A 21,481-nucleotide genomic window follows, 5' to 3' on the forward strand; every position below is an offset into this window, starting at 1 on the left:
CTAGGCCGGTTAGTCGCGAAACTTCAATCGTTCCCGCTCCAGCCGCTGGAATAAAAACTCCACCGTTGCCGGCGCCATGTGGTTGAAGTACTCCCAACTGTGCCCCCCGGCGGACGTCGTCAGGTCCTTTTCGTAAATGATACCCGACGAGGAGAGCTTGCTGATCAAGCGGTCGGTCCCCTCGAAACAGTCCGCGTCGCGCGGGTCGCAAGCAATGAATTGTTGCGGCGGCCAATTCAGCGGATGGATCTGCAGCGTCACCGTATCTTGGCGAGCATCGAGCGGCGACTCGTACATCTCGTCGAGCGGAATCCCCTGTCCGAGCCAATTTTGAAAATCGACGGCCGGTGCTAGTGCGGCGACCACGGGAAACTCCCGCGGGTACCAGTACGCCAGTCGCAACGCCCCCTGCCCGCCCATGCTCACTCCACTCACAGCGATTGCCGGTGGCTCCGCCCCGAACTGTTCGTTGATGTAGGGCAGCAGGTGCTGACGAATATAGTCGACCGGCGAGATCTGCGCATCGAACTCAGAGCAGATGCGTTTGCCCCACCACGAGCGTTTCCCATGCGGGCAGACGGCGCGGAGTCCGTATTTTTCAAATTCCGCTGTATAGACCGCATTGTCCCGCAACGTCCGCCCACCGTGACCATGCAAATGCAACACGACATAATTGTGTTCCGACGGTTGCGACGGCTCGTAGACATCAACCGCTTTGCCGGCGACTTCGACTTGTTTCCAGGTTCCGACGGATTCGCTCATGATTTTATTTTTGGGGAGAGGGATCGAGGCAAAATGTGAAATGCTCCCCGACAGAGTCGGACAGCTATGTAAATGATGATTGCAGCGGCAACTTAAGTGCCGGCGATCAGGTCCAGGAATTGCTCAGCGCGTTGTTCAACGACATCCAGACTCTTGTTCCAGAAATCAGGTTGTGTCAAATCGTAGCCAAACGTCGACCGGACTGCGTCTTCCGCCGACATACAACCGGTGGCGATGAGGAATTCTCGGTATTGTTTGGGAAAGTCCCCGCCCGAATCCTGAGACAGCTTGTAGACGCCCAACGACAACAAATATCCGAACGTATAGGGGAAATTATAAAACGGCAATTCGCTGATGTAGAAATGAAGTTTGGAGGCCCAGAAATTCGGGTTCCAACCATCATCGGCCAAGGCATCGCAATACGCCTGACGTTGGGCGGCTAGCATCAAGTTGTTGAGTTGCTCCGGCGAAAGTTCTCCCTGCTTGCGTTGGAGGTGCATCTCGTTTTCAAACTGAAACCGCGCATGGATATTCATCAGAAACGCCACGGCATCCCCCAGCATGGAATCGAGGATCGCAATTTTTTCATCGCGACTGTCGGTCCCCGCTAAACGCTGTTCCGCGACAATCGCTTCGGCGAACGTCGATGCGGTTTCAGCCAGATTCATAGGATAGTCCTGCAGCATCACCGGCTGATCCTTCAAGACCCAACTGTGATAAGCATGTCCGAGTTCGTGAGCCAACGTGGAGAGCGCGTCCTCGGAGTTGGTGAACGTCATAAAGATCCGCGACTGTTTGTGTCGCTCGAATCCGGTGCAAAAACCTCCTTGCCGTTTTCCGCCACGATCTTCTGCTTCAATCCATCCCCCGGCACAGGCCAGTTCGGCGAATTCCCCCAAATCGGGACTGAAGCGTGCGAACGTCTCCACGATTTTCTGAACCGCCGCATCATACGTCACGTCCTTAGCCGTTACGTTGGTGGGATACGCCGTGGTCAGGTCGTACCAAGCTGGTTTCTCCAAACCCAACGCGCCCGCTTTTTTTTGCAGATAGGTCACCAAAACCTCTTTGCGGGCATCGATGGCTGACCACATAGCATCCAGCGTTTCCCGCTGCATGCGATTTTCGTGCAGCGGTACAACCAAGTGGTCTTCCAAGCCGAGATGGTCGTAGAGCGTCAATCGGGTTCCGGCAATATGATTCAAGGCGTCGGCACAGCTGCCGGCGATGGAGTCCCAGGCTTTGGTTGCCGCGAAGAAATTGTTTTCGCGCACTTCGCGGAGCGGCGCGTCGAGGCGAATCTGCCCCGGCGATTTCCGAACGACGTTCCCTTTGTGCATGACCTCCACCCGCAATTCGCCCGAAATTCGGTCATACATCCGCCCCCAGGCATGCAGACCGTCGACCGACAAATCGGCAAAGAGCGTTTCCTGGGGTTTGGGCAGCCGCAAAGCCGCATGCCGGCGCGCTTCGCCAAAAAAGAACGCACTGTCGGCCAACTGAGGGGCCGCTGCTAAGAAGGCCTCGAATTCAGCATCCGTGGCATCCTTCAGCGCAAACTCGAGATTCGTCGCCATACGTTGTTGATACGGCATTAATGCTGACAGCGACGCTTCGAACTGCTGATAGCATTTGTTCTCCGCATCAGCCGCGCAGTGACAGCCGATGAAGGAATGCAACTCATGGGCACGACTGGAAATGTCCTCGAAATCCTGAAAGAACTCCACCCAAACCGTGACCCCCTCGGCTGCCCCGCTCACCGGGGGAAGTTGGTCTGAAGCCTCAGCGACTTTTTGTATGTCGGCGCGAAACGCATCGAAGACAGCTGCAAACTCAGCGGTGGAAGGTTCTGGGTATAATACGTCCAGATTCCAGTTCAGCGGATAGTGATCGGTCATCATGGGGCTTCCGCAAAGTATTACAAGTCGTTTCAAAACCCTCTGACGCGTCTCACTGACACTGATCTAAACGTTTCGAGAACAAGCGCAATCGGGTTTTGAAACTGGTTCTAGGAAACTACGTTCGTTCGGCATCGCCTCTGAGTGTAATGTGCGGCGGCGTGCGGCTAAAGCGTCTGCGGAAATTCGGTGACTCACCCGCGTAAAAGGAGAAAACTGAAAAAAATTGCAGGCCGTAAAATCCGGAATAATGCGACCGAGGGCATTTCAACGATTGTGAATTGTGGATCGAGACCACTACAATCCCAACTGCTAGGGGGGAATCCAGATCGGGCGCGGCAAAAAGCCGGCCTAGGGGTAAGCTTCGAGATACGAATTCGCACGGCAGCGAAGCGATCTCCGTTCCGTGGATACGTCAATGCCATCAATTCCTGATGCGTTAGGTTGAGACATCTCAGCGCGAACAACTTTCCATATTAGTTTGCGTACCGAGTCTCCTAATCCTCATGACGCCTATGAGCCGTTGCAACAACGCTTGAATCCCCGCGATTCCGCAATAAATCTGCGCTCGCGCGAGACGTGGACACTACATCTAAAGAAAAGGATCGGATCATTATGTCGAAATACCTATTCCCGGCCTTGGTTCTGGCAGCGGCGGGGTTGTCCGCTTGTTGTCTCACATCTGTTGCGGACGAACCGTCAAAACCGCAAGAGAATCATGCAGCCATCCAAGAGTCGGCCGAAAAATTCACAAAAGCGTTCAATGCGGGCGACGCAGCCACAATTGCTGCGCAGTTCACAGAGAATGCGGAATACCTCTCGGAGGACGGTAGTGTCATTGCCGGCCGCGAGGCGATTCTCGAGGATTTCACTGAAACGTTTAAGCAGTCGCCCGGCTTGAAAATTGAAACGACCATCGAGTCGATTCGTTTTCTCGGCAAAGGGGTGGCCATTGAAAAAGGGACGACATGGGTCACCCGCAAAGAGGGGGACGAACCGATTCAAGGCGGTTATGCCGTGCTGCACGTCAATACCGGCGAAGGTTGGCAAATCGCCCACGTGCGTGAAATCGCTGTCCCACAAACCTCGAACTACCATCGGTTGAAGGAACTGGAGTGGATGGTCGGCGACTGGGTCGATGAAGGGAACGATTCCTTAGTCGTCACCTCCTGTCGCTGGTCGAAGAACAAAAATTTTCTATTGCGCTCATTCAAAGTTCGCATAGCGGGACGGGATGCGTTGGAGGGAACGACTCGCATTGGTTGGGATGCTGAGGCCAAAAAGATCCGTTCCTGGACATTCGACGACGCTGGTGGATTTGCTCAAGGTTTTTGGACAAACGACGGAGATCGCTGGATCGTGAAGATGAACGGCATTGTCAATGATGGACAAATCGCATCGGCGACGAACGTCTTTACTTACATTGATTCCAATACCTGCACATGGCAATCGATGGATCGAGTTCGTGGCGACGAAGTCATGCCGAACATTGACGAAATCACCATTGTCCGCCAGCCACCGCCCCCGCAAATAGACAAATAGACAATAACTACACGTTTTCAATGAACGTCCCGTTGCTTCCCGCAACGCATGAATATCCACCTCACCGTTGAGGCGACTCATAATCCGCTTCAAAGCGAGTTTTCCGTTTGAGGAGAAGGTTCGATGAAAAAATACATCTCGATCACCATGGTCATCATTCTGGTCCCCCTGCTGATGAGCGGTGACGCCTTCGGTCGCGGCGGACGCGGAGGCGGAGGCGGACGCGGCGGAGGAGGACGGGGAGGCGGACGCAGTGGCGGTGGAGCACGTAGTGGTGGTGCACGTGCTGGCGGTGGATCGCGTGGCGGTGCCAACCGGAGCGGCTCATTCAGCCGTCCCAGTTCACGCCCGAGCTCGCGCCCCAGTTCACGTCCCGGTGGTTCACGTCCCAGTACACGCCCTGGAGGTTCATCACGTCCCAGCACGCGTCCTGGTGGTTCACGTCCCAGTACGCGACCGGGTGGAAGTCGCCCCGGTATTGGAAGTGGGAACCGTCCCGGTGGCAGTCGCCCCGGCTCAGGTAATAACAACCGTCCCGGGGGCAGCCGCCCCGGCATTGGGAATGGCAACCGTCCCGGTGGCAGTCGTCCAGGTGGCAGCCGACCGGGGAATGGCAATCGCCCCGGAGGAAGTCGCCCCGGTATCGGTGACCGACCCGGCAATGGAAATCGCCCAGGCAACGGCAATCGCCCCGGCAACCGACCCGGCGATGGAAACCGTCCAGGTAACCGACCTGGCAATGGCAACCGACCTGGAAACCGCCCCCCCGGCAATCGGCCTGGTAACCGACCTGGAAACCGTCCCGGAAACAGGCCTGGCTATGGCAATCGCCCGGGGTACGGGAAGCGTCCCGGTTATGGGGGAGCACGATGGAACTACCACAACAACCGTTACAACAACTGGCATCATGGGTACTGGAACGGACACCGGGGCTATGGCTGGCGCGCGTATCCGGTTGCCTGGGGTTTCGCCGCCTACGGTCTGGGCAGCGCGATCTACAACTGGGGATATGTTCCGTATAGCAATCCGTATTATGTCAGTACTCCCAGCACTTCTGTTGTTTATAACTACTCGCAACCAATCGAGGTGGCTGCGCCGGATGAATACGGTGAAATCCCAGCGGATTCAGCCCCCGATCCGGCGATGGATCAATTTGATCAAGCCCGTGAAGCCTTTAAGCAAATGGACTACAAGCGGGCTTTGCAACTCGTCGATGAGTCGCTGAAAGAAATGCCCAACGACGCGGTCTTGCATGAATTCCGCGGATTGGTTTTGTTCGCGATGGGCGACTACGACCAAGCAGCCGGTGTGATTTATGCCGTGCTCTCCGCAGGGCCGGGATGGGATTGGACCACGTTGAGTGGCCTGTACGCCGATCCGGCGACCTATACCGAGCAACTGCGAAAGCTGGAGAAATATCGCAACGAACATCCCGATTCGGCCAACGTGCGATTCTTGTTGGCCTACGAGTACATCACCTGCGGCCATAACGAAGCCGCGGTCAAAGAACTCAAAAAGGTTGTCGAGTTGAACCCGAATGACCAGTTGTCCGCCCAATTGTTGGCCGGCATGACCGAAGGCAGCGACGGAGAGGATCCGCCTGCCGCAGTCGAACCACCCCCGAGCAATCCACAGCCAGAAGGCGCGACAGTCGACGGCAAATGGTATGCGGCGCGTGGCGACGATCGGTTTGACTTAGACCTGACTAAGGATGGCAAGTTCACTTGGGTCTACACCAGCCAAGGCAAGACCGACAAGTTTTCCGGAACTTACACCGCCGGCAACGGCATACTGACTCTCGTTCCCAGTGACGGAGGCGGAGCAATGGTCGGAGACATGTCGTGGGACGGCCCTGAGGGCTTCAATTTCCGCATGACGGGCGGAGCCCCCAACGATCCGGGACTGAATTTCAAGAAATAGTCCCATCAGTGCGATTCGGCAGCAGTTTCAGGGGAAATGATGTTGGCGCAAGCTGATCATCATTTGCGTTGAGGGTCCGCCCACGGTAGCATGAATTCTGCTCTTCTCTGGTTATTCAACTCGGAATTCTCCCCTCTCCAAAGGATCGTGATCCATGAGATTAAAACTGCACTGCCGAATCCCGCTGGCGGCCGTTGTTGTTGCGTCGTTCGTTTGCACGGCCAATCAGGCCGAGGCACAAATCAAAAAACTATCGACTTATTTGCCGGCTGAAACGAATGCGCTGATCGCGATTGATGTCGATGCACTGGAAGCCTCGGAAATGGCCAAGGCTGAAAAGTGGAAAGAGCAGCGGGAAGCAGTCCGCGAAAAGACGGGGAGAACCGGTCCTGAAATTAATCAGGTGTTGATGGGAGCGATGGTCCAGCCGATGAACATCGAGTCGACGTGGGAAATCACGTTGATCGAAACAGAATCTGCGCCAAACATGCAAGACGTGGCCGACCAGCTCAAATCCAACGTCGACAACATTGAGGGCAATCCTGCTGTGGAAACCGGTGGGGAGTCGTATGTCGTTCGTATTGGGGAAAAACAAGAGGCCATTTTGCATCCCGCGAACCGGCAAAAGGTGGCACGTTGGTTGCGAGCCAAAAAATCCTATGCGCTCGGTGAGTATCTGCAGAAGGCTATGCAGAGGGTGACAGATCGCACGCCGATTGTTATGGCTTTGGATTTGCAGGATATTACAACTCCCGATGTCGTGCGCGTGCATATCGCCGATCATGAAGCCTTTGAAAAACATCAAGACCAAGTTAATGAAATCGCTGAAATAATCGCCAGCGTGCAGGGTTTGTCATTCGACGTGCAGATTTCGAAAAATGCTGCCGCCACTTTACGCTTTGATTTTGACAAACCGGCCGGTCCGCTGAAGGACTACAAGGATCTGATGATCGACCTGTTAGCAGACATGGGGATTCATGCTGACGAGTTCCGGGAATGGAATGCCAGTGCGTCGGGCAAGACATGGATGCTGCAAGGCAAACTGACCCGCCAAACCATCGACCGCTTGTTTGCGATGGTCGACACACGGTTCCAGGCAAAAATGTATGGAGCCGGAGACTATCCCGGCGGTAACGAGCCTGAGGACGAGGCAAGCAAACAGGCACGAATGGCCCTCAATTACTACCGGGATATCGAAGACATCGTGGCTAAGGTTGGGGACTACCGAGGAGCGAACGCAACCATGTATGCACGCTGGTTCCGCGAACGCGCTGACGACCTGGAAGCCCTCCCCACGCTGGGCGTCGATCCACAGTTGGTCGATTTCGCGCTCAATGTCGCCATCACCTTGCGACAGACAGCTGCTACTCTGCGGGGAACATCGTCGCGCAAAGTGCTGCAACAAACCAGTGTGAATCTCAGTCGCGGCGGCTCATACGGCGCGTTCTATGGCGGAACGCGGTGGGGTGGATGGGGTGGCAGCTCCAGCTACGGCTATTACCGTGGAGGTGGTCTGTACAACGCCAACGCCGAAGCGGCCGGCCGCGCCCGACGTGGTACGCAAAAGCGTATGATCAGCGTCGAACAGCGGTCCAAAGCGGCCTCTGCCACGTTCAACACACTGGATGCCATCGCAGAAGAGATGGCCAAACTACGGCTGCAAATGACGGACAAATACAAGGTTCAGTTTTGAACCGAACGCCTTGAAAGTTGTGTGACATGCAACGCAGGGCTTTAACGACCTATTCATGAAAACAGGCTGGACCAAAATTGGTCCAGCCTGTTTTTTGTTTGCCACGTTTGCAACCGTCACCGGTCGACAACAACTGCTTACTTAGCAGCTTTGCGTGTGCGAGTGGCCGGTTTCTTGGCCGCAGCCGGTTTGGCTTTAGTCGAGCGAGTGGCCGTCTTACGAGTGGTGGCCTTGGCGCCAGCCTTGGCTTTCGTCGAACGGGTGGCCGTTTTGCGTGTCGTGCTCTTGGCACCGGCTTTGGCTTTCGTCGACTTGGCGGCGGTGGCTCGTTTGGCCGTCGCTGGTTTGGCCTTGGTGGTCTTTGCAGCACCGGTCTTGGCTTTGGTCGACTTGGCAGCGGTGGTCCGCTTGGCTGTTGCCGTTTTGGCCTTGGTCGATTTTGCAGCTGTGGCCCGTTTGGCCGTGGCCGGTTTGGCCTTCGTGGTTTTTGCAGCTCCTGTTTTGGCTTTTGTCGACTTGGCAGCTGTCGCCCGTTTGGCGGTTGTCTTAGCTGCGCCGGTCTTGGCCTTCGTCGACCGGGTCGCAGTCTTGCGTGCGGCGGCCGGTTTTGCGGGGGACTTTGATTTCTTCGCAGCTGTACGTGTTGCCATATTCCGTGGCTCCTAGACTTGAAAAGAAGGCACCGGCTGTCTTAGAGGTGCTTCTCTTGGGCGCCCAATACAAAGAGAAGCGACGGTTAAAACACTTCATCGCAAAGCGTGCGATGTTTACACAAATTCTTTTGCAGCCATTTAACCCGATCCATCTGCGCGCACTTATAATAGCTTGCAAAAAATCCGTCAAGCGGAATCTCTTGCCGTGTAAGCCGTTGCTGAATTTCACCTGCCCGTAACCGGCGTCGTGGTGCAACGCAGAGATTGACGTAACTCGATCGGGCCCGCGCAGACCGCCGCCGACCGATGCGAAAAATTGGGATTTTGGCACGTGAGATGGCCAAGGCACTTGACGCCTCGACACCCGGCGAGAACAATCGACCTTGGGTTCCAGCAAGCCCTCGATTTGTGTTTCACGCTATCTTAAAACGAAGTTCAGAATCGCCATGAAGATCTCCGCGTCCATTCGCTCCCTGAAACCATCCGCCACGATTGCCGCGGCCGCTAAGGCCAAAGAGCTGAAAAACAAGGGCGTTAAGGTCTATGAATTCACGCTAGGCGAACCGGACTTCACCACCCCGCAGCACATACAAGACGCGGCCATCGCCGCCATGAAAGCCGGCCATACGCACTACACCCCCTCAGGGGGAATCGCTGAATTGAAGCAGGCGATCTGTAGCGCTTACGAACGGGATCACGGTCTGCAGTATCAGCCCAGCGAGGTTCTGGTCTCCAATGGCGCCAAACACTCGATCCACAATCTGCTCACCGCCACCTGCGAACCGGGCGACGAAGTCATCATCCCCACCCCCTACTGGGTCAGCTACAGCGCCCTGGTCGAACTGACCGGCGCGACCCCGGTGATGGTCGACACGACTGAGGAGAGTGGATTTTGCATGTCGGCTGAGCAATTCGAGTCTGCCATCACTGAAAAGACGCGACTGATGATGCTCAACAACCCCTGCAATCCCACCGGCGCCGCCTATCCGGTCAAGGCATTGGAGGCCATTGCCCAAGTCGCCGTCGAACGCGACGTGCTGGTCATGTCGGACGAGATCTATGAAAAACTGATCTACGAAGGCTCCGAGTTCCGCTCGCTCCCCACGCTCCGTGAAGGGATGTGGGATCGAACGGTGGTGGTGAGTGGTGTGAGCAAAGCCTATGCGATGACCGGTTGGCGGATTGGTTGGGCGATGGGCCCGGCGGAGGTCATCAAGGCGATGGACAAGCTACAAAGTCAGGAAACCTCGAACCCCTGCAGCATCAGCCAGTACGCAGCCATTGCCGCATTAAACGGGCCGCAAGAGTGCGTGGAAGAGATGCGCAAAGAATTCGCCGTGCGACGGGAATATGTGCTTGAGCGGTTGCGCGCCTTGCCGCAGGTGACCTTCGCCGAGCCGGGAGGCGCGTTTTACGCGTTCTTTAATGTCGCAGCACATTTCGGTCGGCCGTTGGGCGGTGGTAAAGTCGTCGACAATGCCAGCGATTTCTGTACCGCATTGTTGGAAGAAGCGCACGTCGCCCTGGTGACGGGCGATGCCTTTGGTGCTCCGGGATACGTCCGGTTGTCGTTTGCGACCGACATGGAGACGCTCAAGGCGGGCTTTGATCGGCTCGAGGCGTTTTTGTCGGCCTGATCTCAGCGCAGCCATTGCGTACGGCCGGAGTCAGGCAGGTCACGTTGCCCTGATCCGGCCCGCTCGCTATGATGCGCAACCGGTATACTCCGCCGGAGTTGCGCGGATTATCTGCCGCCAAGACAACAACCGTTTTTGCTAGAAATGGCTTTCCATGAATCCGCCAGATCTCCGTGTGGGGATGGGTCACGATACGCACCGACTGGAAATGGGACGCCCATTGGTGCTGGGTGGTGTGTCGGTCGAATTCGATCATGGACTGGCCGGTCACAGCGACGCCGATGTGTTACTGCACGCAATCATCGATGCCCTGCTGGGAGCAGCCGGAATGGGCGACATCGGTGAGGAATTTCCCAATACCGATGCCCAGTTTGCCGGGATCGATTCGGCGGAGTTATTAAAGCGGACCTGGGAAAAGGTCCGTGCTGAGCGTTGGCAACTCATGAACTTGGATTGCACGATTCACGCCCAACAACCTAAGCTCGCACCCTACAAACCACAAATTCATCGACGCTTGGCCGAACTGTTGGGCATTGCTGAAGCGGTGGTCAACGTGAAAGCCAAAACCGGCGAACACGTGGGGCCGATCGGTCGCGGCGAATCGATGGATGCGACAGCGGTGGTTTTGTTGTGGCGAGAGAATTCTTAATCACAGATCGAATACAGATTAAACACAGATTCGCGGACGGGGAACTAAAAAGTCCCAAACCGACGGCTTGCCGTCGTTCAGAGCGAGCCAGAATTTTTTAACTCCCCCAATGTCAATTCGACAATAGTAATGATAAGCCTCCTTTCCTTTTAAACGACACGACACGGAAGACCTATGACACTGCGCGTTTACAATACGTTGACCCGTCAAAAAGAAGATTTCCAAACCGTCGTGCCCGGCAAGGTGGGCATGTATTTGTGTGGGCCGACGGTCTATAAACCGGCGCACATCGGGCACATGGTCGGGCCGGTGATTTTCGACACGGTCAAACGCTATTTGACCTACGTCGATTATGAAGTCACCTTTGTGATCAACATCACCGACGTCGACGATAAGTTGATCGTGCGGGCAAATGAAAACGGTACAACCGTCGAAGCCCTCGCCAAAGAGATGACACAAGACTATTACGACAACCTCAAGACGATGGGCGTCGAATCGGTCGATCTGTTTCCGCACGCGACGGAGCACATTCAGGAGATGTTGGACATCATCTCCAACTTGATCGAAAAAGATGCTGCTTATCCGCTGGAAGGAGATGTCTATTTCTCGGTCGATGCGGATGAGGATTACGGCAAGTTGAGCCGCCGCAACGTCCAGGAAATGATGGCCGGCACCCGCGTCGAAGCCAACGATCGCAAACGCAATCCCGCCGATTTCGCCTTGTGGAAAAAATCAAAGCCGGGCGAGCCCGCTTGGGAAAGTCCCTGGGGACCGGGACGACCGGGATGGCATATCGAATGCTCGGCGATGAGCATGAAGTATTTGGGCGAGACGCTCGACATTCATGGCGGCGGTTTGGACTTGATGTTCCCGCACCACGAAAACGAATTGGCTCAATCCGAAAGCTGTACCGGCAAGCCCTTTGCCCGCTATTGGCTACACAACGGTCTGATGCAGGCCAGCGGTGCTCCAGGGAAAGTCGGCGGCGGACATGATCGGCACGGTGATGCCACCGACCAAGCGGCGCAAGAAGCCAATAAACTCGCCGGGTCCAAAGGGGCTGCTTCGGTGAAAGAATTATTCGCCGTGCACCAGCCGGAAACGGTCCGCTTCTTCCTCTTGGCAACGCACTATCGCAGCCCGATCGATTTCGGCGATGAACGGATTGCCGAAACCGGCAAGGGACTCGATAGCTTCTATCGGTTATTTGAAGCTTACGAGCGAATCAGCGGACAAAGCTTTTATGACATCCAAGCTCCGACGAAACGGGAATCGACCACGCCTCTGAAGGGGGGGCCGCCCGAGTTGTTCGAAGAACTCGAACAGTTGCGTCGCCGGTTCTTGGATGCGATGGATGACGATTTCAATACCGGCGGCGCCATTGGCACGTTGTTTGAAATGCGCAAAGCCATCAACGGATTTATCAATGCCAACAAACTGGCCGACGGCGGCGCAAATGAAGAGTCAATCGCCACGCTGACCACCGCACTGACCATGCTCAAGGAATTGGCCAACCTGCTCGGCGTGTTTATCAAACCGCTGGAAAAAATTGGTGGCGGCGCGGACGACGAATTCGCTGCTGCTTTGATGGACTTGATCCTCGACATTCGTGGCGAAGCGCGTGAAACCAAAAACTGGGGTGTCGCTGACAAAATCCGTGACAGCCTGGCGGCACTGAACGTTGTTGTGGAGGACCGGCCTGACGGTGTGCAATGGAGTCGGTCATAAAAGGAGTGGCCAGTGGTCGGTGGCCAGTGGCCAGAAATGAGGGAGCGCGTTCCTACTGCCGTAGCGATATCGTGAGGTAAGGTACGTCGGTCGCGTTAACTGAGGATTCCACTATGGATGGTGTTCCGACTCATACGATTCCGCAACTGGGCGAGCGGTATGTGGGGATTGATCCTGGACTGCATCGCACGGGTTATGCGGTGCTGGAACGTGGGCGCCGTGAACCCCGCTTGCTTGAGGGGGGCGTGATTTCCTCGACAGTCGAGAACTCGCTGCACAAACGCGTGCACGAGTTGAGTGTCGGCTTGCAAGAAGTGCTTGATGAGTTCCAGCCTGGTTGCATGGCGATCGAGCAGATTTTTTCCACCGGCAAATATCCCAAACCGGCGCTGTTGATGGCTCACGCGCGCGGTGCGATATTGTTGGCAGCTGCCGAGCGGAACATGCAGGTCGTGCACTACACACCGACACAGATCAAACGTCTGCTCACCGGCAGTGGACGGGCCTCGAAGGAACAGATGCAGCACGCCATCAAAAACGAGTTGCGTCTGGAGGCGATTCCCGAACCCAACGACGTCGCCGATGCCTCAGCGGTGGCCCTGTGTCATTACTACAGTAGCCGCATCACAAACATCAACGCGCTGACGTAAGTTTCCTGCGCACGTTATGGGTGATAGACATCCAGCGGCTCGTTCCCGCGCCCCAGGCGGCGGAGGTATTTCTCGCCCGCTTCTCCACGATACCGTCGGACCCATTCGTCGTACAACTGTCGTTGGTCTTTGTCACTGAGATCCCCTTTGGCGGCGTTCGTCAATGCTTCTTGCCGCAGTGTATAGAGCGTAATCGCCGCGGAGACGGAGACGTTGAGGCTTTGCGCGAATCCGACCATGGGGATCAGAAAACGCATATCCGCCTGCGAATCGGCGAACTCGCTCGCGCCGGTATGTTCGTTGCCGAATACCAACGCCAATGGTTGCGACTCCAAGACAGGCAAGAGATGTTGCGGCCCCGGCAAGGCATCGTCTGAGAGCCCGCTGACTGCAATTTTGAAACCGTCGCGGCGCAACTCCGCATACGCCTCTTCGATATTTACGTGCGTGCGGATATCAACATGATGATGCGAGCCACCGCTGACGCGACGATTCACACGGTAGGGTGTCTCACCCACGATGACATGCAGTCGGTTGATGCCAAATGCGTCACAGGTTCGCGTGACAGCTGTGGCATTGTGCGGATCGTGGCAGTCCTCAACGACGACCGCGATTCGTCCGGTCCGTCGCAATAGCACTTGGCGATACCGCGCGACCCGTTCTGCGGTCATCTGCGCATCGAGTGGATGTTCAGGGACGGGGCTGGCCAAAATCGGCAAGTCGCGAACCGCATCGCGCGTGCGGCCATTGGCGGCTTTGGGCATGGTGACATTCGTTCCCGCAGGGCAAACACAGTCCGCCCGTCGGCCAACTGCTTCTGTTCACACGTCGTAGTACATGGCGAATTCAAATGGATGGGGTCGGGCGCGGAGCGCCTCCACCTCATGTTCTGTTTTGTACCAAATCCACGTGTCAATAACATCCTCAGTGAACACATCGCCGCGCAACAGGAATTCGTGGTCATCCCGCAACGCATTCAATGACTCTTCCAAAGAGCGCGGCGTCTTGGCGACCGTCTCCAGCTCATCCGCCTGCATGTCGTAGATATCCTTATCCAATGGCGGACCAGGATCGATCTTGTTCTGGATCCCGTCCAAGGCCGCCATCAACATGGCCGAAACCGCCAGATAGCCATTGGAGGAAGGATCGGGGCAACGGAATTCAAAACGCTTTTTGGCTGGACTGGGACTATAAACCGGAATGCGGATCGCTGCCGAACGGTTTTGACTGCTGTAAGCCAAATTCACCGGGGCCTCAAACCCCGGCACCAGCCGCTTGTAGCTGTTGGTCGTCGGAGAACAAAAGGCCAACAATGCCGGAGCATGTTTCAAAATCCCCCCCATCGCATACATCGCCACGGGGCTTAAGCCCGCATAGCCGCTGCCGGCAAAGAGGGGTTCGTCATTTTTCCATAACGAGAGATGAATGTGCATGCCCGACCCATTGTCGTTCCAGATTGGTTTGGGCATAAAGGTCGCTGTCTTGCCATGCCGCGCTGCGACGTTTTTAACGACGTATTTATACAACAGCAGATTGTCCGCCATATTGACCAGCGGCTGATATTTCATGTCGATTTCGCACTGCCCACCGGAAGCGACTTCATGGTGCTGCGACTCGACCTCGACACCGCAATCCATCAACGTCAGCATCATCTCGGTACGGATGTCCTGCAGCGTATCCGCCGGTGGGACAGGAAAGTAACCTTCCTTGTAGCGAATACTATAACCCGCATTGCCTGCTGCTCCCTCGCGGCCGCGATTCCATTGGCCTTCGCTACTGTCGATGTGATAATAGCCTTCATGTTCGTTTTGCTCAAATCGCACGCCGTCGAACAAAAAGAACTCCGCTTCAATGCCAAAAAACGCGGCGTCGGCCAGACCGGTCGACTTCATGTAATTTTCGGCTTTGCGGGCCACGTTGCGGGGATCCTTGGCATATTCCTCGCCTGTGACGGGATCGTGAATGTTACAATACAGCGCCAACGTACTTTGCATGAACGGATCGACCATCGCCGATTCCGGCACGGGGATCAACAGCATGTCCGCTTCGTTGATCGCCTTCCAACCGCGGATTGACGAACCATCGAAACCGAATCCATCCTCGAAGCTCTCCTCCGTGAGCGCTTGCATCGGCACGGTAAAGTGCTTTTGCATTCCTGGAAAATCCATGAACCGCAGATCGACAGCTTTGATTTCCCGTTCGCGGCAGAGCGCGAGAACTTCACGTGGGGTCATGGAATTATTCCTGACAGTCGGTTACGTCAACATGTATGATTGCAGGGTGAAATATTCGGGCGACAACTTCATTGCGGGGAGACCCCAATGCCACCTGTAGCCTCCTGCGAGGCCGCACAATAGCCCACCAGAATACCCGAACTAGAGCGAAACACGCGCCCTTTGGCGAAAAAATTGGAGCCAAAATCGAAAAATGCCTAATTTTAAGGCAAAATTTGTGGTGCTCGTGCATGATTGGCCCGAATTGCACTGGGACCTCATGCTCGAAAAACAGGCATCTCTGCGCACTTTCCGGCTCTCCCACCCGCCCGATCACCCCAGTGCAGTCGTCGCGGAACCACTCCCGGATCACCGGAAAGTATACCTGGACTACGAAGGCGAGGTCAGCAGCAACCGAGGAACCGTCACCCGCTGGGACGTGGGTGCATACGAATTGCTGTCCGAAACGGATCTGCGAATCGAATTCCGCTTGGAGTCTGAGCGCTTGACCGGCACGGCGGTGTTGTCGCGGGAGACGGATGATGACGACTGGACGTTCGCCTTTACGTCCGCCTCGTGAGTTGTGGATCGCAACAGAATGCCGCTGCAAACTACTCGGCCGATTCGGTTTCGAACGTCGCCAGTTGGGTCGGCGATTCGTTCAGCTCCGTGGACTTGTTGAGCAGGGCCATTTTTTGCGACGTATATTCCGCATCGGTCAGCGCACCGGAGTCAAAGGCCGCTTTGAGATGCGTCAATTGCTCGCCGACCGAGGGAACGACGGTTGTCTTTTCGCCGATCGTTAAGGCCAAGCAACCGATCAGCAAATTCAACAGCAACAACGCTCCGCACAGCAAGGCAGGACGCATAGAACGACTCCGCAGCATTGAGAAAAGTGAGGCGCAATTGGGAGTAAGAGAGAGGAGAGGGGCGGGAATTTAACCGGGCCATCAAAACCGGTCAAGGCGAATAGCGACCCCGAACGCCTATCTCAATGGGCAGCGCTTGCCGATAGCGCGTTTGCTGGTGCGCGTTGTGGGCCTAACCTAAGTGGCCGTCTCATTTGATTTCACCTGCAGGTACGCCCGTTGCCAATAATAAAACGTCATCGGGGTCACGAAAAACAGAAATATGAACGCGAGGCCCCAAATGAGTTTGTCGTAACGTCCCGGAAAGCAGTCGTCGGGCAAGAGCATCAACGTGATGAACCGCCGGAACCATTCGTAGAAGAAAATCGCCAACACCACCGCCAGCAGAAAGAAAATACCCATGCGAAATCCCAATCCCTGTTATTGCCTTGTGTGAACGCGGAGCGAAAACGTTGCTGTTCGCCCAACAGACTTTACCGAAATTTGGTGCGGAGATCACGGGAAATTTTGGCGGGGAGGGGCGTGGGGGGGCGTGGGGGGGCGTTGTCAGTTATCCAAGAGTTTTTCTCTTGCATCGCGACTCACCCCTGGCTACACTGCATTAGTGCACTAACCCAACGGTGGAGCAGCAAGTGATTATCGATCCCAAAAGCCACGTTCCCATCTATAAACAAATTGCATCGCAAATCCTGCAAGCGATCGACGCGGGAATCTATCGCGCGGACGAAATGCTGCCGTCGCTGCGGGCTTTGGCGGGGGAGATTCGCGTCAATCCCAACACCGTACAGCGGGCCTACGACGAACTTGAGCGTGCGGGGTTTGTTTATTCGAAACGAGGGGTCGGTTTGTTCGTGGCTGGCGGACAGACCGCGTCCGCGCGGGGCGCGGCGGAACGGAAAGTCGTGAAACTGCTGTGCACTGCGATTCGTGCCGGACATACAGCCGAATTGCCGCCCGACCGGATTCGGATGCTCTTTGAGAACGCTCTCAGCCAATCCTTGGACCAGCCAGGAAATCCAATCAAATCATGATCAATCAAACCGAAGCAGCCATCCAACTGCAAGGCCTGACAAAGCGGTACGGCAAGACGACCGCCGTCGAAGACCTGAGCCTCGTCATCCCCCGTGGCAGCACGTTCGGCCTGCTGGGGCCAAATGGAGCGGGTAAAAGTTCCACCATCAAAATGTTGATGGGCATGCTCTCGATTGATGCCGGAACGGCGACTGTGTTGGGAATCAACGTGGCGGATTCTCCGTCCGCCATGAAACAACGCGTCGGCTACGTCCCGGAATTACACCACATCTATCGCTGGATGACGGTTCGTAAAGTCATTGGTTTCGTAAAGTCGTTTTATCCGTCCTGGAACGACGAATTGTGCGACGAGCTATTGGATCTATTTGAGCTGCCGATCGATAGAAAAGTCGCCCAGTTATCTAAGGGCATGGTCGCCAAATTGTCGTTGTTGTTGGCGATGTCCCACGAACCGGAGTTGCTCGTGTTGGACGAACCGATGTCTGGGTTGGATCCCCTGGTTCGCGAGGAGTTTTTGGATGGCGTACTACGGACCATTTGCCGCGGCGATAGTACCGTGCTGTTTTCCAGCCATTCAATCGACGATGTACAACGTCTGGCCGATGATGTGGGCATCATGTATCACGGCCGATTACTCGTGAATCGCCCGTTGGATGATTTGCTGGGTTCGACGAAACGGGTCCGCGCGGTGCTGCGCGACGGCTGCCTGCCGCAGCATTTACCCGAGGGAACAATTTGGCAAAGCGTGCAACGGCGCGAATGGTCATTGACCGTCGCAGGGTTCTCGACAGATGTCCTCACCCAATTGCGGGCGGAAAACTCGGTCGAAGTGGTCGACGTCGCCGACCTCTGTTTGGAGGATTTGTTCAAGGATTATGTCAAAGGAGCGAAGACAACGATATGAAGGCATTATTCTGGAAAGACGTGCGCATTAACCGCCTGCCGCTGATCGCGGGACTGTTTTCTCTTGTGGCCCCATATGTGCTTGTCGCTCTCGTACCGAATGCGGGTTCGCCGACGTCGTTTTGGCCACGCATTCTGATGTCGGGAGGCTCTCTCGGCTTCGCTGGTTTTTACATCAGCATGGCACTGCTGGGTGGTAATATCATTGCCACGGAACGCGCAGACCGTTCCGCGGAATTTCTCGCTTACCTGCCTCCCTCTAAGCGGCAAATTCTCGTCAGTAAGGGAATCTTGTTGTTCGGGGTGGCGGCGATCATGATTGGCTGGAATCTGACAGCGATTGGAGTGGGGATCTTTCTGAAAAGTGACATGGAATGGGCAGGAAGATTCTATGAATTCTTATGGACAATGGGGGCAGTGGGGGCATTCGGAATTGCGGCGGCCGGCACGGGGTGGTGCGCGTCTTCAATGCTTTCGAGTAACGGCGGACCGGTAGGGCTGGGGCTACTGGTCCCATTGGTCATTGCCATCGGGATAAGCGTATCGAACATGCTAATGGGGGTTCCTAGCGATGCTTGGTTCCCTCAGACAATCTGGGCCGCCTGCAGTTTGGTGGGGGTGGCGTCGTTTATCGTCGGCTGCGTGTATTATTTGCGCCGTGTCGAGCCTTGATAGAGTTCGGCTGTTTGGCGTATGGCGTGGTGCCCCCCGGCGGAGCCGGGGGCTGGGGGGCCCGTTAGCCTTCGGCGACGTTGACGTACACCTTCAGCGCTGATTTCTCTTCCACCAGCAACCGCATCATCTCGGCGTAGTTCTCCAAACCATCGACCGGGTTGGTTAGGATGCGCTCCGTGACGCCGGGGTAGGTGACTTCGCCCAGGGCCATGTCGGCGATGCCCGATTCGAAGTGGCGGTAGTTGGCGTTCACTGAGCCCAACAGTAGTTTGTTGCCTAATACCCAGTTGAGGTTTACGTGGTCGGAGGGGATTTGGATGTTGCGTTGGCCGCCGGTGATGCTGGTCCAGACGATCGCGCCGTTGTGGCCGAGGACTTCCATTGCTTCAAAGGCGACTTGGCTGCTGCCGGTGGCTTCGATGATTAAGTCCGGCTTGCCGACCTGTTCGACCAACTCCTTGAGCGATATCTCGCGGGTGCTGACGTAGGTCGCGCCGTAGGCTTCGGCGATTTCGGCTTTCAGGCTGGGCTTGCCGCTGCGGGCGATTGTGTAGACTTCCATGCCCCGCAGTCGCAGGATCAATGTGGCCAACAGGCCGATTTGCCCGGCACCGGTGACGAATGCCCGCTCTGGTTTCCAGACCTGCAATCGCTTTTGCGCTTCGAATGCCTGCTCGACCGCCTTGGCGGCGCAGCTCATCGGTTCGGCCAGTACGTGCAGGTGCTTAAGCCCGACCGGGACGCGGACGATGAATTCCGCGTCGTCGACGAAGTATTCGGTCAGATAACCGTGCAGCAGGTTAATGCCCCGCTCGTAGTAGACCTCTTCGCTGGTGATGTCGCTACGGCCAATTTGATCGAAGATTGAGCCACCGGGACGCCGCACCGTGCAGGTCACATAATCGCCCGGCTGCACATGTTTGACGGCCGGGCCGACTTCTTCAACAATGCCGAACGATTCGTGCCCGAGCACCAAAAAGTCGTATCCTGGCGGCGAGGCACCATACAGGGCGTCGTTGATTTCTCGGTCAGTGGCATCGACGCCAATTTTCAGCACACGGACTAACACCCCCCGCCCGTCGGGAACATCCGCGACAGCAGGCTTGGGCAACTCGGCCATGTGAACACTATTGGCTTGACCAGGACGTACGGCGATGGCTTTCATTGGTTTCCAGTTGAAGCAGTGGCCAGTGGCGAGTGGCCGGTGGCCAGAAAAAAAGCTGCGGAATGCCACCGCCATGGGGGTGGCTTGGTCGCAAACCGGCAGCCTGAAAATGGATTAAAAACTACGGAGACTGGCCACTGACCACCGGCCACTGACCACTCTTTTTAAAGAGTCCATCCTTTGCGATATTCGCGTTGGATGTATTGATCGGCTTCGGGGGCGTTGGTGGCTTTTAGGTTTTCTGCGTCCCATTGCAGTTCCTTGCCGCCGGTGCGGTAGGAGACATTGCCCAATAGGACCGCTTCGGCCAGTGCGCCGGAGTAGTCGAAATTGCAGGTGGTCGGTCCACCGGTTTTGACAGCTTCGACGAATTCTTTGTGATGGCCAATCGAGTTGGGAATCGTCTGTTCGACCGGTTCGGCTTCTTTGCCGTTGTCGAGAAAGACTTTTCTGGACCCATAATCGGCGAGGATGCGGCCTTTATCTCCTTCGAAGAGCACGGCCGATTTTTTGTTGTACACCTCGGCCCCTTCGGGCATCCAGCCGCCGTGGTACCAGGTGAGGTGGACCGGGGGTTGGTCGCCGCGGGCGGGGAATTGGTAGTCGACCTGCATTTTGTGCGGCACCTCGTTGTCGCCCTCGTGCGCCTTCTCTCCTTTAGCAACCACGCTGGTTGGGTAGCGCAAATCGAGAGCCCAAAACGGCAAGTCCATGTAGTGGCAACCGAAGTCAGCCAACCAGCCGCCCCCAAAATCCCACCAGTAACGCCAATCGAAATGGAAGTGCGAGACGTGAAAGGGACGATAAGGTGCCGGTCCGAGCCACAAGTCGTAATTGATGCCCTTAGGAACTTCGGCTTTTTTGACACGTTTCCCCACGACGGTCGGCCCATTGCCTAACCAGACATGCACGCGTTTCACATCGCCAATGGTTCCTGCTTGAACTTCTTCGACCACGCGGCGGTAGTTATCGCCGGAATGAATCTGTGATCCCATCTGCGTGACCGCTTTTTTCTCGGCGGCCAAATTGCGAATGACGCGGCATTCATGCACGGAATGCGCCAGCGGTTTTTCACAATATACCGCCATGCCCCGTCGCAATCCCTCGGCAACCGGAATCGCGTGGGTGTGGTCGGGGGTGCCGACGATCAAGATGTCTAGGTCTTCGTAATCGAGAACGTGGCGAAAGTCCTCGAAGGTTTTGGTCTTGGGAAACGATTTTGAGGTTTCCGCCATGCGGTTCGCATCAATATCGGCCATGGCGACGATGTCGACACCGGCCTTGGAAATGCCGTTAATGTTGGCGCGGGCTCGAGCGAATGTGCCGACCGCTCCGGCACGCAGCCGTTCGTTGGGGCTATTCGATGCGGCGCAGGCAGTGGGAATGACCGCAGGCAGGGCAATGCTGCTGGCAGTCGCTAACGACGCTGCCTGTTTCAAAAAACGGCGGCGACTTCGGGGATCGTTTGTGAATTCACTCATGGGGCTACTCC

20 protein-coding genes are annotated in these 21,481 nt (G+C 56.1%); 12 read left to right on the forward strand and 8 right to left on the reverse strand.

All coding sequences use genetic code 11. The features are described 5' to 3' along the window. Positions 1-9 precede the first annotated feature (9 nt). Together Mal52_RS22900 and Mal52_RS22905 are read right to left on the reverse strand one after the other, a co-directional pair. Complete coding sequence (locus Mal52_RS22900) at positions 10-762, reverse strand: alpha/beta hydrolase-fold protein (RefSeq protein ID WP_145378846.1); 753 nt, start codon at positions 760-762, stop codon at positions 10-12. A gap of 92 nt (positions 763-854) precedes the next feature. Then, the gene (locus Mal52_RS22905) at positions 855-2,663 is read right to left on the reverse strand and encodes a M3 family oligoendopeptidase (protein WP_145378847.1); all 1,809 of its coding nucleotides are present in this window, start codon (positions 2,661-2,663) and stop codon (positions 855-857) included. A 612-nt stretch (positions 2,664-3,275) separates the two neighbouring features. Between Mal52_RS22905 and Mal52_RS22910 the strand changes: the two genes are divergently transcribed. From Mal52_RS22910 to ruvC, 8 genes are all read left to right on the forward strand, one after another. Beyond that, positions 3,276-4,202 (forward strand): YybH family protein, encoded by a 927-nt coding sequence (locus tag Mal52_RS22910; protein WP_145378848.1) that lies wholly within the window; start codon positions 3,276-3,278, stop codon positions 4,200-4,202. Positions 4,203-4,325: 123 nt separating this feature from the next. Then, complete coding sequence (locus Mal52_RS22915) at positions 4,326-6,122, forward strand: hypothetical protein (protein ID WP_231962423.1); 1,797 nt, start codon at positions 4,326-4,328, stop codon at positions 6,120-6,122. 154 nt (positions 6,123-6,276) lie between these two features. Beyond that, positions 6,277-7,815: a hypothetical protein gene (locus Mal52_RS22920; RefSeq protein WP_145378849.1), complete on the forward strand. Its 1,539-nt coding sequence runs from the start codon at positions 6,277-6,279 to the stop codon at positions 7,813-7,815. 156 nt (positions 7,816-7,971) lie between these two features. Beyond that, positions 7,972-8,481 carry a hypothetical protein gene (locus Mal52_RS22925; protein WP_145378850.1) on the forward strand — a complete coding sequence of 170 codons (510 nt, stop codon included), beginning with the start codon at positions 7,972-7,974 and terminating at the stop codon, positions 8,479-8,481. Positions 8,482-8,914: 433 nt separating this feature from the next. Next, the gene (locus Mal52_RS22930) at positions 8,915-10,105 is read left to right on the forward strand and encodes a pyridoxal phosphate-dependent aminotransferase (RefSeq protein ID WP_197534407.1); all 1,191 of its coding nucleotides are present in this window, start codon (positions 8,915-8,917) and stop codon (positions 10,103-10,105) included. A gap of 154 nt (positions 10,106-10,259) precedes the next feature. Further along, on the forward strand, positions 10,260-10,754 hold the full coding sequence (gene ispF, locus Mal52_RS22935; RefSeq protein ID WP_145378851.1) for a 2-C-methyl-D-erythritol 2,4-cyclodiphosphate synthase: 495 nt from the start codon (positions 10,260-10,262) through the stop codon (positions 10,752-10,754). 174 nt (positions 10,755-10,928) lie between these two features. Continuing rightward, entirely contained in the window at positions 10,929-12,482 is a 1,554-nt protein-coding gene (gene cysS / locus Mal52_RS22940) for a cysteine--tRNA ligase (RefSeq protein WP_145378852.1), read from the forward strand. Between the two features lie 113 nt (positions 12,483-12,595). After that, positions 12,596-13,132, forward strand: a complete 537-nt coding sequence (gene ruvC, locus Mal52_RS22945; RefSeq protein WP_145378853.1) for a crossover junction endodeoxyribonuclease RuvC — start codon at positions 12,596-12,598, stop codon at positions 13,130-13,132. A 14-nt stretch (positions 13,133-13,146) separates the two neighbouring features. On the opposite strand, the gene Mal52_RS22950 is transcribed toward ruvC, so the two are convergent. Both Mal52_RS22950 and glnA read right to left on the reverse strand, forming a co-directional pair. Then, complete coding sequence (locus Mal52_RS22950) at positions 13,147-13,896, reverse strand: TrmH family RNA methyltransferase (protein ID WP_145378854.1); 750 nt, start codon at positions 13,894-13,896, stop codon at positions 13,147-13,149. A 57-nt stretch (positions 13,897-13,953) separates the two neighbouring features. Continuing rightward, positions 13,954-15,366: a type I glutamate--ammonia ligase gene (gene glnA / locus Mal52_RS22955; RefSeq protein WP_145378855.1), complete on the reverse strand. Its 1,413-nt coding sequence runs from the start codon at positions 15,364-15,366 to the stop codon at positions 13,954-13,956. A gap of 193 nt (positions 15,367-15,559) precedes the next feature. On the opposite strand from glnA, the gene Mal52_RS22960 reads away from it, so the two are divergent. Beyond that, positions 15,560-15,925: a DNA polymerase ligase N-terminal domain-containing protein gene (locus Mal52_RS22960; RefSeq protein WP_145378856.1), complete on the forward strand. Its 366-nt coding sequence runs from the start codon at positions 15,560-15,562 to the stop codon at positions 15,923-15,925. A gap of 31 nt (positions 15,926-15,956) precedes the next feature. Here the strand turns inward: Mal52_RS22960 and Mal52_RS22965 are convergent, their stop codons facing one another. Both Mal52_RS22965 and Mal52_RS22970 read right to left on the reverse strand, forming a co-directional pair. Beyond that, positions 15,957-16,214, reverse strand: a complete 258-nt coding sequence (locus Mal52_RS22965) for an SHOCT domain-containing protein (protein WP_145378857.1) — start codon at positions 16,212-16,214, stop codon at positions 15,957-15,959. A 177-nt stretch (positions 16,215-16,391) separates the two neighbouring features. Then, positions 16,392-16,616, reverse strand: coding sequence for a hypothetical protein (locus tag Mal52_RS22970; RefSeq protein ID WP_145378858.1), 225 nt, complete (start codon positions 16,614-16,616; stop codon positions 16,392-16,394). A gap of 230 nt (positions 16,617-16,846) precedes the next feature. On the opposite strand from Mal52_RS22970, the gene Mal52_RS22975 reads away from it, so the two are divergent. From Mal52_RS22975 to Mal52_RS22985, 3 genes are read left to right on the forward strand one after another with little or no spacing between them, the layout of a single operon-like run. After that, positions 16,847-17,245, forward strand: coding sequence for a GntR family transcriptional regulator (locus tag Mal52_RS22975; protein WP_197534408.1), 399 nt, complete (start codon positions 16,847-16,849; stop codon positions 17,243-17,245). Beyond that, positions 17,242-18,150: an ABC transporter ATP-binding protein gene (locus tag Mal52_RS22980; protein WP_145378860.1), complete on the forward strand. Its 909-nt coding sequence runs from the start codon at positions 17,242-17,244 to the stop codon at positions 18,148-18,150. The genes Mal52_RS22975 and Mal52_RS22980 overlap by 4 nt, the downstream gene beginning before the upstream one ends. Beyond that, a complete protein-coding gene (locus Mal52_RS22985) occupies positions 18,147-18,821 on the forward strand; it encodes an ABC transporter permease (RefSeq protein WP_197534409.1) in 675 nt (224 codons plus the stop codon). The genes Mal52_RS22980 and Mal52_RS22985 overlap by 4 nt, the downstream gene beginning before the upstream one ends. A 64-nt stretch (positions 18,822-18,885) precedes the next feature. Here the strand turns inward: Mal52_RS22985 and Mal52_RS22990 are convergent, their stop codons facing one another. Both Mal52_RS22990 and Mal52_RS22995 read right to left on the reverse strand, forming a co-directional pair. Next, positions 18,886-19,989, reverse strand: coding sequence for a glucose 1-dehydrogenase (locus tag Mal52_RS22990; RefSeq protein WP_145378862.1), 1,104 nt, complete (start codon positions 19,987-19,989; stop codon positions 18,886-18,888). 164 nt (positions 19,990-20,153) lie between these two features. After that, positions 20,154-21,470: a Gfo/Idh/MocA family protein gene (locus tag Mal52_RS22995; protein ID WP_145378863.1), complete on the reverse strand. Its 1,317-nt coding sequence runs from the start codon at positions 21,468-21,470 to the stop codon at positions 20,154-20,156. Positions 21,471-21,481 lie beyond the last annotated feature (11 nt).

This window comes from Symmachiella dynata, from assembly GCF_007747995.1.
Taxonomy (GTDB): Bacteria; Planctomycetota; Planctomycetia; order Planctomycetales; family Planctomycetaceae; genus Symmachiella; species Symmachiella dynata.